We start from the raw sequence: 11800 nt of genomic DNA, 5'->3' as shown, positions 1-11800 counted from the left end.
GCGGCCGGCTTCCTCAGCGCCGACTCCACCGCGACCACCGGCAGCTCCACCGCCAACTTCGCGCCCGGACAGACCGTCGCCAACCTCGTCGTGGGGCGACTCAGCTCCGCCGGGACCCTGACGGTCGTCAACCACTCCAAGGGGACCGTGCACGTCGTCGCCGACGTCACCGGCTACCTCCGCTGACCACGAGGACGGGGTCCCGCGGACCAGGCCGCCCCAACGGCACCGACCGTTGCCGCGGGCCCGTCGTCGAACGTCCGAGCGGGCCGGAGGGACCGAGCGGGTACGACACCCATCGGTCCCACCCGGTTCGGGCCTGACGCCCGGGCCGTCCCCTCCCTCACGTCTGGAGCCCGCATGTCCGAGCACGAAACCCCCCTTCCCGGACTGGGCTCGATGCCGCACGAGGGCGGCACCGCCTTCCGCGTCTGGGCGCCGAACGCCGACGCGGTGGCCGTGACCGGCAGCTTCACCGACTGGTCCGACGACGGCCACCCGATGCAGGCCGAGGAGAACGGGCACTGGTACGCCGACGTCGAGGGCGCCGCCCCGGGTGACGAGTACCAGTTCGTCATCACCAACGGCGACCAGCGCCTCATGCGCATCGACCCGCGCGCCCGCGTCGTGACGAACTCCTCGGGCAACGCCGTCGTCTACGACCGGGACGCCTTCGACTGGGACGGCGACACGTTCGGCTGCCCACCCCACGACGAGCTCGTCATCTACGAGACCCACATCGGCTCGTTCGTCGCCTCGGAGGGTGACGCCGGTGATCTCGGCGGACTCGCCGGCAAACTGGGCTACCTCTCGGAGCTGGGCATCAACGCCATCGAGCTCATGCCCGTGGCCGAGTTCGCCGGCGACTACTCGTGGGGCTACAACCCGTCCAACCCGTTCGCCGTGGAGAGCGGCTACGGCGGCGCCGACGCGCTCAAGGGCTTCGTCAGGGAGGCCCACCGGCACGGCATCGCGGTGATCCTCGACGTCGTCATCAACCACTACGGCCCGAGCGACCTGTCGCTGTGGCAGTTCGACGGGTGGAGCGAGGACGGCCTGGGCGGCATCTACTTCTACAACGACGAGCGGTCGTCCACCCCGTGGGGCGACACCCGCCCGGACTACGGCCGCGAGGAGGTGCGCGCCTACCTCCACGACAACGCGCTCATGTGGCTCGAGGAGTTCCACCTCGACGGACTGCGCTTCGACGCGACCCTGTACGTACGCACCATCGACGGTCTCGGCACGGGCGACCTGCCGGAGGGCTGGGACGTCATGCGCTCGATCACGTCCACGATCCGCGAGCGCCACCCCGACAAGATCCTCATCGCCGAGGACCTCCAGTCCGACCCGGCGATCACCTCGCCGGAGGAGGGCGGCGCCGGCTTCCACGCGCAGTGGGACACGAGCTTCGTCCACCCCGTCCGCGGCCTGCTCACGGCCGTCGACGACTCCGAGCGCTCGATGACCGGGCTCGTCGAGGCGCTGCGCGGCGCCGATGAGCCGTTCCGCCGCATCGTCTACACCGAGAGCCACGACGAGGTCGCGAACGGCAAGCTGCGAGTGCCGCACGAGATCGACGGCGACGACCCGGGCGGCTGGGCTGCGCAGAAGCGCGCCACGCTGGGCACGGCCATCGCCCTGACGACGCCGGGCATCCCGATGCTCTTCCAGGGTCAGGAGTTCCTCGAGGACGAGTGGTTCCGCGACGACGTGCCCCTCGACTGGGAGCGAGCCGAGCAGTTCCGCGACATCGTGCGCCTCACCCGTGACCTCGTCCGCCTGCGCCGCGACGTCGACGGCGTCTCGCACGGCCTGCGGGGCGAGGGCTTCGAGGTGCTGCACCTGGACGACGAGGCCAAGACGCTCGCCTGGGCGAGGCGGTCCGGTGACGACGTCGCCGTGGTCGTCGTCAACGCGAGCGCCGAGCCCAAGGAGATCACCTCGGGCATGCCGTCCGCCGGGCTGTGGACGGTGCGCTTCAACTCGGACGCGTCCACCTACAGCGCCCTCTTCGCCGGTCACGAGACGCACGACGTCGAGGCCGTCGAGGAGCCGACCGAGGACCAGCCGGCGAGTGGGTCGCTGTCGGTGGGCGCCTACAGCCTCGTCGTGCTGACGCCCGCCTGACCGGTCCGCCGGGGCAACCGCCGCAAGCGCTCCGACGCGTCCACCCATCCGCTCGCGCCGGGTCTCCGAACCCCGAGGGACGGCTGCCGCCGCACTGAGGGGTCCGGCGGCAGCCGTCCGAGGGCGGGGCGCACCGACGCCTCGCCGATGCGCGGGGGGACGCGCACGGAGGCCCACCTGACGACTGCTCGTCAGGTGGGCCTTGTGCGTGCTGCGTGCGTGCTGCGTGCGTGCTGCGTGCGTGTTGTGCCGGTGCGGTGTGGCGTGCAGGTGTCCGGGCCGGACTGCCCGACGCGGGCTCAGCGCAGCGGGTCGAACGGGGCGAGCTGCTCGGGGGCGCGGCCGGTGACGATCTGCTCGGCGAGCAGGCGGCCGGTGACGGGGCCGAGCGTGATGCCCCACATGCCGTGTCCGCCGGCGACGAAGACCTTGGGGTTCTTCGAGGCCCCGATGAGGGGCAGGCCGTCGATGGTGCACGGGCGCGAGCCGACCCACTCGTCCTGGCGGTGGTCGAGGTCGGCGCCCTGGAGCAGCGGACGGGCCGACTCGACGATCGCGGTGATCCGGCGGGGGTCCAGCGCCGCCTCGGGCTGGCGGAACTCCATCATGCCGGCGACGCGGAGGCGGTCACCGACGGGCGTGCAGGCGACGCGGGCAGCAGGGAAGTAGACCGGCCCGTTGGGCAGGTCGTCGACCGCGACGCTGAAGGAGTAGCCGCGGCCGGCCTGCACGACGCGCTTGACGCCGAACTCGCGGGCGAGCCTGCCGAGCCACGCGCCGGTGGCGACGACCACGGCGTCGTAGTGCTCGGCCTGGCCGAAGTCGTTCGTGACGAGGACGCCGGTGGGGGTGTCGGTGATGCGCGAGACGGCGCTGCCGGTGACGATCTTGCCGCCGCGTGCGGTGACCGAGTCGGCGAGGGCGGCGACGTAGGCGCCGGGGTTGATGAAGCGCTGGCCGTGGAGCACGATCGCGGCGCCGATCTCGTCGGACAGGGCCGGCTCGATGGCGCGGGCCTCGTCACCGGAGAGGACGTCGAAGGTGATGTCGCCGCCGGAGGCGTGGATGTGCTCGATCTCCTCGAGCAGCGTCTGGCGCTCCTCGGCGGTGCGGTAGGCCGCCGTGAAGGACTTCGCCTCGTACGTCTCGGCGTCGACCCCACCCTCCTTGAGCAGGTCGAAGCTCTGGAGCGACAGGTCGTTGACGGGCACGAGCGAGCCCATCGCCTTCTTCCACGCCGTCATGGTGCTGTGCCGGGTGAACCCGGTGACGAAGCGCAGGAAGTCGGGGCGCGCGCTCGGCGGCACGTAGACGGGCGAGCTCGGGCTGAGCACGGCGCGCAGGCCGTACTTGAGCACGGCGGGCTCGGGCAGCGGGGTGGCGATGCCGGGGGTCAGCCAGCCGGCGTTGCCCCAGGACGCACCGGCGGCCACGCCGTCACGGTCGATGACGGTGACCTCGACGCCGCGCTCCTGGAGGAACCAGGCGGTGGCGAGACCGACCATGCCCGCGCCGACGACGGCGACGCGCTGGGGGACGGGGGTACCGGCGGGGGTCACGGCGGGCATGCGATCGACTCCTGTGTGAGGTCAGGCGGGGCCAGGTCTGGGGGGTGCCTTGCGTCCATGGTGGGGCGGACGCTCGACGCGACCATGGTGCCCACCTGCCAGAGTTCCGCCACTCCTTTGTGACCCCAGCACAACGCTATGCGAGGATGAGGTATGCCGTCCGCGCCCTCACGCTCCAGCGCCACCTCCCGCTCGTCCGGCTCCGCGGGCGCCTCCCGCTCCCCGCGCGCCCCGCGCCGGTCCGCCACCCCTACCTCGTCGACCACCCCGGTCGGGCTGCCGATCGCCCAGCTCGTCGGGACCCTCGGTGGCGGGCTGCTCACCGTCGTCGTCGACGCGGGAGGCCCGGCCGTCGACGACGTGACTCTCGCCGAGCCCGGATCCGGCGTCTTCGGGCAGGCCGGTGACCTGCTGCTCGGCGTCGGGGTGGAGCGTCCGGCCGACGCCGCCGCCCTGATCGAGGGCGCCGCTGCCGTCGACAGCGGCGCCGTCGTGCTCCGTCGCACCGCCGCCCGCAACCGGCAGGTCCGGGCGGCCGCAGCCAAGGCCGGCGTCAGTCTCGTGGAGCTGGCCGACCACGCCTCGTGGGCCCACGTCGTGTGGCTGCTGCGCGGCGTCCTCGACCGTGCCGCGAGCGGCCCCGCCGTCCGCGCCGAAGGCCCCGTGCTCGACGAGCTCTTCGTCCTCGCCGACGCGTGCGCGGCGCTCGTCGCGGCACCGATCACGATCGAGGACACCCAGTCGCGCGTCCTCGCCTACTCCTCCACCCAGGACGTCGCCGACCCGGCCCGGGTGTCCACCATCGTCGGTCGCCGCGTGCCCGACGAGGTCATCGCCGGCCTGCGTGGGCGCGGGGTGTTCCGACGGCTGGCCCGTTCCGACGAGCCGTTCTTCGTGCCGGCGGGGCGCGGGCTGGGGGCCCGCGTCGTCGTCCCGGTCCGGGCCGGCACCGAGTGGCTCGGCTCGATCTGGGCCGTCGTCGACGAGGAGCCGCCCGAGCAGGTCATGGGGTCGCTGGCCCAGACCGCCGCCGTCGTGGCCCTGCACCTGCTGCGGCTGCGGTCGCAGGCCGACCTCGCCCGCCGCGTCTCTGCCGACCGCCTCCGGGCCGTGCTGAGCGGCGACACCCTCGAGGCGGAGGGCTGGCTCCCCCCGGCGCCGTGGCGGGTCGTCGTGCTGGCCGGAGCGCACCGCGACCGCAGCGTCGTCATCGGCGAGGGCTCACCTCGCGACACCGAGCGCGAGCTCGACGTGTGGGAGTCCGCCGCACGTCGCCGCTCCTGGCGCCAGCCGCTCCTCGCAATCTTCGACGGCGTGGCCCTGACCCTCGTGCGCGACGTACCCGGCGACACCTCACCCGGCACGTGGGAATGGCTGCACGGCGTCGTCGAGGAGGTGGCCGGGGTCGCCCCCACTGCCACGGCCAGCGCCGGCGGACGCGTGTCGCGCACCGTCGAGCTCGACCGGTCGCGCCGCGAGGCCACCGAGGTCCAGCGCCTGCGCGACGTCGGCCGCGTCTCGGGCACGACGACCACCGTCGAGGACGCGTGGGCCGCGGTCACGAACGCGCGCGCCCTCGGCGGCATCTGGACGGAGGAGCTGCTCGGCCCGGTCGCCACGCTGCGCGCGCACGACGAGGCCCACCACACGGCATACCTCGAGACCGTCGCCGCGTGGCTCGACCACCCGGGCGACCCCCGCGCGGCCGCCGCGCGCGTGCACGTGCACCCCAACACGCTGCGCTACCGCATGCAGCGGCTGTCCGACGTCGTGGAGCTCGACCTCCACGACCCCGAGTCCCGGCTGGCCCTGCGCCTCCAGCTGCGGGCGCTCGGCCACTGACGGCGTGCAGGCTAGGCCTGCCCGAGGTGCACGGTGCCGTCCGGGTCGACGCGGAAGGCGGGGTTGTGCACGAGGTCCCACCGGAAGCCGTCGGGATCGGCCACGCAGGCACTCACCCCACCCCACTCGCGCACGGTCGGGGCGCTGACGGAGGTGGCCCCGGCCGCCAGCGCCGCGGCATACAACCCCTCGACCTCCTCGGCCGTGGCGACGTTGTGACCGAGCGACACGGGCGGCGCCGACGGCCCGTGGGCGACGTCGCCGGACTCGCCCGGCATCTGAGCCACGTCCCAGAGCGCCAGCAGCTGACCGGGAGCGCACTGCACGAAGCTGATCTCGCCCGGGAGGTGCAGCACCGGGCGGAAGCCGAGACCGTCGACGTAGAACGTCCTGGACCGCTCGACGTCCCGGACGCCCAGCGTGATGGCGGAGATGTCGGGAGGTGTTGTCATGCCACCACCGTAGGACGGACCTCCGACGTCGCCACCCTGTAAGGACGGGGTAACCGTCCAGTCATGGTGTGCGCGTCCGGAGCGGACTTGACTCGTGACGAGCCGGTCAGGGTGATCGGCCGAAAGGTGGAAAACCCATGTCCCACAGTCTGATCCGCACCGCCGTCCGATGCCTCGGGGTCGCCGCGGTCGCCCTGCCCGCTCTCCTCTCGGCGGGCGCGCCAGCCCTGGCCGGCGGTGTCTCGGGGCCGGCGTTCTACGTCGACCACCAGCTCTACCGGACGGTTGCGACGCCGACCGACCTCAGCGGCACCGGCGCCCCCGCGCAGTCGTGGGACACCATCTACAGCTTCGGCGCGGTCCAGCGCAGCGTCGCGACAGCCGCGCCGGGCGACCCGGGCTTCAACGGCGGGCGCTGGCAGGTGCACGCCGTCTCGCTCACCGGGACGTATGCCGCGGCGCTCGCAGCCGGCGACCACGACGGGAACGGCGTGCTCGACGCGGCCGACGAGGTGCAGGCCGCCATCGCCGCCGGGGCGCTCGTCGACCAGGGCGTCGTGAAGTACTTCGTGTGCACGGTCAACCCGGTCCCCCACGGCCAGGCCTGAACGCACCGACACGTCCGACGACGCTCGCCGGGCACGGAGCCCGTCAGCCACCGGCGGCCGGAATGCAGTCGGGGGAGGAACACCGTGTGGTGTCCCTCCCCCGACGCTGTGACCGGTTTACCCCCAACTAACGGTCGAGCCTCAGTGCCCGCCACCCAGTAGGTCGCGAACCTCTGACTCGCGGTACCTCCGGTGTCCACCAAGGGTCCGGATCGAAGTCAGCTTTCCTGCCTTGGCCCAGCGAGTGACCGTCTTCGGGTCCACTCGGAACAGGGCCGCAACTTCGGCAGGCGTCAGCAGCTTCTCGGTCTCGTGTCGATCCTGAGTCGTCATTGTCATATCCCCACCACCCTGTCGCTAGGTGCAGCGACACGCATGCGCCCCAATCGGGGCTCAGTAAAGCAAGGGTAAAGTCTCGGCTCGCCGAATGGCAGTTAAACACTGAAAAGAGTCAAATCGTCCCGCTTTCACAGGTAGTGGTGTATTGGGACGACCCGGAAGCCGCCCCCCTCCCCACGGCGTCCTCGTGCCGGCGGACCGGCCCTGCAGCGGCACTCTCCGGGCCGGCACCGACAGCGCCTCCGCCAGGAGCGGGCGTGCACGGCGAGCCGCGGGTCCGCCGTGCGCGGGATCCGCAGGTCTCATGTAGCGTTAGGCCCACGAGAACACACACATTCCCGGGACCGCTACGCAGACATCGAGGAGCCCTCTGGGCTCTCCGGAGGAGCGATGCCGTCCCGGCACGACGCACGAGGGGGTCACGCCATGGGGCGCGGCCGAGCCAAAGCCAAGCAGACCAAGGTCGCACGGCAGCTCAAGTACTACACACCCGACACGGACTTGAGCGCGCTGGAGCGTGAGCTGCACGGACCGTCGCAACGCGACGTCTCCAACCAGCCACGGTCCGTCGACGACGACGAGTACGACGAATACGGGAAGTGGGTCTCGGGCGAGCGCTGAGCTCGTCCTCCCCCTTCCGTCTGCACCTCGTGCGTCGGGTGTTCGCACCCGGCGCGCGATCGGTGCTGCCTCGATCAGCTCGCCTCGACCACCACCGCCGATCCCAGTGACACGTCGATGCCCGCGCGCCCTCCCGGTGCGTGGGCTTTCGTCATGCCACGCGACGACGACCGCGTATGCCGGGTGGCCGGGGTGACCGACCCCGACGACCGTGCCGGTGTCCGGACGTCGGGCGAGTGAGCCTCAGGCGGAAGGGTGCTCGCCGACGACCTGCACCGCACCGCCGTCGACGCCCTTGGCACCTCGCACGACCTCCACGCCGTCGGCGACGAGGCCGTCCGCGTGGGCACGCTCCTCGATGGCGACCTCGCCGAGTCGCCAGGCCCGGATGCCGCGCGCCTCGCTCAGCTCGATGGCCCGCTCGGCCTGGGAGGCGGGCAGGACGGCGACGAAGCCGATGCCCTGGTTGAGGGTGCGCTCGACGTCGGCCTGCGGCACCCGGCCCAGGTCCTGGATCGTCCGGAAGACGGCGGGTGGTGTCCACGTGCCGCGCTCGACGCGGGCGAACATGCCGGTGGGCAGCACCCGGGCCAGGTTGGCGGCCAGCCCGCCCCCGGTGACGTGGCTCAGGGCGTGCACGTCGACGCCCTCGGCCGCGATGAGCTCGAGCAGCGGCTTGGTGTAGATGCGGGTCGGCTCGAGCAGCTCCTCGCCCAGCGTCCGGCCGAAGTCGTCGACGTGGCGGTCCAGCTGCCAGCCGGCGCTCGCGACGACGCGGCGCACGAGGCTATAGCCGTTGCTGTGCAGCCCGCTGCTCGCGAGGGCCACCACGACGTCGCCGTCGGCGACGCGCTGCGGACCCAGCACGGCGGCATACTCGACGACTCCGGTCGCGGCACCGGCCACGTCGTACTCGTCCGGGTCGAGCAGACCCGGGTGCTCCGCGGTCTCGCCACCGACGAGGGCGACGCCCGCCTCCTCGCAGGCGCGGGCGATGCCGCCGACGATGGCGGCGATGCGTTCGGGCACGACCTTGCCGGTCGCGATGTAGTCGGTCATGAAGAGCGGCTCGGCCCCGCAGACGACGATGTCGTCGACGACCATGCCGACGAGGTCGAAGCCGATCGTGTCGTGGATGTCGAGCGCCTGGGCGATCGCGACCTTGGTGCCGACGCCGTCGGTGCTCGTCGCGAGGATCGGACGCGTCATGCGCGCGATGGCACTGGCGTCGAACATCCCGGCGAAGCCGCCGAGGCCGCCGACGACCTCTGGGCGCGTCGCTCGTCGCACCGACGCCTTCATCAGCTCGACGGCCTTGTCACCCGCCTCGACGTCGACACCGGCGGAGGCATAGGTGATGGGGGCGTCGCTCACCCGCCCAGCCTACCGGCGCCCAGCCCCACCCCGGTCCGAGGTGATCCGTCGCGGACCTGCACGACGCACCACCTCGAATGACCCGCCGGCCATCGGATCGAGGTGCTACGTCGCGGCATAGCGCGAAAGGTCACCGCGATCGGGTGGTCGCCAGGCCGAGCGCCACCTGGTCGAGGTAGGCATCCTCGTTCACGCGCAACCCGATGCAGTCGATCCGGAGCACTCGATCCCCGGTCAGCACGACGGCATTGCGGCTCAGGTTGTCGATGCTGACGTTGAGCCCTTCTCGATGCTGCGCCCCGTCGATCTCGACGACAAGCCCGTGGTCGTCCCACCGGACGTCGAGGTAGACCCGTCCGCATGGTCCCTGCCGCACCACCTGGCGTGACGGCTCCGGCAGGCCTCTCGCCCGACACAGTCGGGCGAAGTCCAGCTCACCCAACGACTGGACGCCGAGAGCGACGTCGCGCACGACCCCACGGATGAACGCCCGTCGCCGTCGTCCCAGACACGAGGACGCCGCGAGATCAAGGGCCTCGGGCGTGATGAGCCGCTGCTGCACCGGCATGAGCAGCAGCAGCGCGGCCTGCCGGTCACTCACCGCCCATCCCGCCGCCCGCACCGCGGCCACGGCCGGGCGAGTCCGCGGGACACCGGTCGGCACGACCTCGTCGCCGAGGCGCCGGACCAGCTTGTGCACCCGGACGCCAGGCAGCACAGGGATGTCGTGGGTGTGGCGGACGGAGAGATGGAGCAGGTCCTCGTCGAAGCCCTTCAGTCCTGAGGCGAGCAGGCTCGTGGCCCCGTCGAGGACGGCGATGCGCTCCCCCACCTCCCAGATCGCGGACCACGCTTTGGCGAGGACGGGAAGCGGCCCGTCGTGAACCGCCACGGACTGGCGACCGACGGCCACCCAGCGCTCGGCGCTGATCTCGTTGCGGACGTGGTCGTGAGTGATCCCGAGCTCACGCAGCCGGCGTCTCGAGACGACTCCACCATGGTCGGCGGCGACGGCGCGAGCACGGGCACGTCGTTCGGATGCGGTCACCCGACGATCGTGCGCTGACGCGCTCCCCTCCCGGCGTGGGAACCAGCCCGTTGTGGACGGGCAGGCGGTCGGTGCCGGGGGTGTGGACACAGCGGGCCGACGAGAGTCGAGGTGATTGCTCGCGCTCCGTCACGACGGCATACCTCGACTCGGTTGAGCGGCGTTGGGTTCGAGGTGACAACTCGCGGTGGCGCGCGAGTGATCACCTCGAACCGCTGCGACCGGGAGGGGCTAGGGGTGCTGGAGGGCGTTCGCGCCGCCGGTGCCGACTCCGAGGGTGACGCCCTCGACGTCGACCGAGCGGTCGTGCCCGGTGCGGACCGTGAGCGGCAGCGTCTCGAGGACGTGCTTGCCGATGCGGCCGTCCTCGGGCAGCTGGATCGGGTACTTCCCGGTGAAGCAGGCGGAGCACAGCTCGTCGGCGGGCTGGTTCGTCGCGCCGATCATCCCCTCCTCGGAGATGTACCCGAGCGAGTCGGCGCCGATCGAGGCACGGATCTCCTCGACACCGAGCCCGGTGGCGATGAGCTCGGCCCGCGTCGCGAAGTCGATGCCGTAGAAGCACGGCCACTGCACGGGCGGGGAGCTGATGCGCACGTGGATCTCGAGCGCCCCGGCCTCGCGCAGCATCCGGATCTGGGCGCGCTGGGTGTTGCCGCGCACGATGGAGTCGTCGACGACGACGAGGCGCTTGCCGCGGATCGTGTGCTCGAGCGGGTTGAGCTTGAGCCGGATGCCGAGCTGGCGCAGGGTCTGCGACGGCTGGATGAAGGTGCGCCCGACGTAGGCGTTCTTGACGAAGCCCTGCCCGAACGGGATGCCCGACTCCTGCGAATAGCCAACAGCCGCAGGCACGCCCGACTCGGGCACACCGATGACGAGGTCGGCGTCGACGGGGTGCTCGCGCGCGAGGACGCGGCCCATCTCGACGCGGGCCTCGTGCACGACCCGGCCGCGGATGACGGCGTCGGGTCGGGCGAGGTAGACGTACTCGAAGACGCAGCCCTTGGGCTGGGGCTCGGCGAACTTGTGCGAGCGCAGGCCGTCCTCGTCGATGACGATGAGCTCACCGGGCTCGACCTCGCGGATGACGGCGGCGCCGATGGTCTGCAGGGCGGCGGTCTCGGAGGCCACGACCCAGCCACGCTCGAGGCGGCCGAGCGCGAGGGGACGCACACCCCAGGGGTCGCGGGCGGCATACAACGTCGTCTCGTCCATGAAGACGAAGGAGAAGGCGCCCTTGAGCTTGGGCAGCAGCTCGAGCGCGGCCTGCTCGGGGGTGCGGTCCTCGTCGGCGGCGAGCAGCGTCGTGACGAGCGCGGTGTCGGAGGTGTTGCCGCGGGCGAGCTCACCGGTGATCCGGGTGCCACCGAAGTGCTCGTCGACGAGGGCCTTGAGCTCGACCGTGTTGATGAGGTTGCCGTTGTGCGCGAGGGCGAGGGTGCTGCGGCCGGCGCCGCCGAGGGTCGGCTGGGCGTTCTCCCACGTCGAGCCACCGGTCGTCGAGTAGCGCGTGTGACCGATGGCGATGTGGCCCTTGAGCGAGCTGAGCGCGGTCTCGTCGAAGACCTGCGACACGAGGCCCATGTCCTTGTAGACGAGGATCTTCTCGCCGTCACCGGTCGCGATGCCGGCCGACTCCTGCCCGCGGTGCTGCAACGCATACAGCCCGAAGTACGTCAGCTTGGCGACGTCCTCCCCGGGGGCCCAGACGCCGAAGACCCCGCAGGCGTCCTGCGGGCCCTTCTCGCCGGGGATGAGGTCATGGTTCAAACGACCGTCGCCACGTGCCACGGCCCCAGTGTCCCACACCGGTGC

At 72.0% G+C, this 11800-nt stretch carries 11 protein-coding genes; 5 read left to right on the top strand and 6 right to left on the bottom strand.

The annotated features are described in order from the left end of the window. Together TAE01_RS20620 and TAE01_RS19460 are read left to right on the top strand one after the other, a co-directional pair. A partial coding sequence (locus tag TAE01_RS20620) for a hypothetical protein (protein ID WP_186815306.1) occupies positions 1-186 on the top strand: 186 nt, incomplete at its 5' end. Positions 187-360: 174 nt separating this feature from the next. Then, a complete protein-coding gene (locus TAE01_RS19460) occupies positions 361-2130 on the top strand; it encodes an alpha-amylase family glycosyl hydrolase (RefSeq protein WP_147068466.1) in 1770 nt (589 codons plus the stop codon). A gap of 299 nt (positions 2131-2429) precedes the next feature. Here TAE01_RS19460 and TAE01_RS19455 read toward each other — a convergent pair whose 3' ends face one another. After that, a complete protein-coding gene (locus tag TAE01_RS19455) occupies positions 2430-3698 on the bottom strand; it encodes an NAD(P)/FAD-dependent oxidoreductase (protein WP_147068465.1) in 1269 nt (422 codons plus the stop codon). Positions 3699-3851: 153 nt separating this feature from the next. Between TAE01_RS19455 and TAE01_RS19450 the strand changes: the two genes are divergently transcribed. Next, positions 3852-5540 (top strand): PucR family transcriptional regulator, encoded by a 1689-nt coding sequence (locus TAE01_RS19450; RefSeq protein ID WP_246111469.1) that lies wholly within the window; start codon positions 3852-3854, stop codon positions 5538-5540. A gap of 11 nt (positions 5541-5551) precedes the next feature. Here the strand turns inward: TAE01_RS19450 and TAE01_RS19445 are convergent, their stop codons facing one another. Next, on the bottom strand, positions 5552-5992 hold the full coding sequence (locus tag TAE01_RS19445; RefSeq protein ID WP_147068464.1) for a VOC family protein: 441 nt from the start codon (positions 5990-5992) through the stop codon (positions 5552-5554). Between the two features lie 137 nt (positions 5993-6129). Between TAE01_RS19445 and TAE01_RS19440 the strand changes: the two genes are divergently transcribed. Beyond that, a complete protein-coding gene (locus TAE01_RS19440) occupies positions 6130-6600 on the top strand; it encodes a hypothetical protein (RefSeq protein WP_147068463.1) in 471 nt (156 codons plus the stop codon). Positions 6601-6741: 141 nt separating this feature from the next. Here the strand turns inward: TAE01_RS19440 and TAE01_RS19435 are convergent, their stop codons facing one another. Continuing rightward, positions 6742-6933 carry a BldC family transcriptional regulator gene (locus TAE01_RS19435; RefSeq protein WP_045191048.1) on the bottom strand — a complete coding sequence of 64 codons (192 nt, stop codon included), beginning with the start codon at positions 6931-6933 and terminating at the stop codon, positions 6742-6744. 432 nt (positions 6934-7365) lie between these two features. Here TAE01_RS19435 and TAE01_RS19430 point away from each other — a divergent pair, with 432 nt between their 5' ends. Next, on the top strand, positions 7366-7560 hold the full coding sequence (locus tag TAE01_RS19430; RefSeq protein WP_030199226.1) for a DUF3073 domain-containing protein: 195 nt from the start codon (positions 7366-7368) through the stop codon (positions 7558-7560). A 243-nt stretch (positions 7561-7803) separates the two neighbouring features. Here TAE01_RS19430 and purM read toward each other — a convergent pair whose 3' ends face one another. From purM to purF, 3 genes are all read right to left on the bottom strand, one after another. Next, a complete protein-coding gene (gene purM / locus TAE01_RS19425; RefSeq protein ID WP_147068462.1) occupies positions 7804-8934 on the bottom strand; it encodes a phosphoribosylformylglycinamidine cyclo-ligase in 1131 nt (376 codons plus the stop codon). A 130-nt stretch (positions 8935-9064) separates the two neighbouring features. Continuing rightward, positions 9065-9982, bottom strand: coding sequence for a putative endonuclease domain-containing protein (locus TAE01_RS19420; protein WP_147068461.1), 918 nt, complete (start codon positions 9980-9982; stop codon positions 9065-9067). A gap of 231 nt (positions 9983-10213) precedes the next feature. Next, entirely contained in the window at positions 10214-11776 is a 1563-nt protein-coding gene (gene purF, locus TAE01_RS19415; RefSeq protein WP_147068460.1) for an amidophosphoribosyltransferase, read from the bottom strand. Between the last annotated feature and the right edge of the window lie 24 nt (positions 11777-11800).

Source organism: Terrabacter aerolatus (assembly GCF_007991735.1).
GTDB classification, from domain to species: Bacteria; Actinomycetota; Actinomycetes; order Actinomycetales; family Dermatophilaceae; genus Terrabacter; species Terrabacter aerolatus.
Note: the sequence above shows the minus strand (reverse complement) of the source record. Positions and strands in the feature narration are given on the sequence as shown.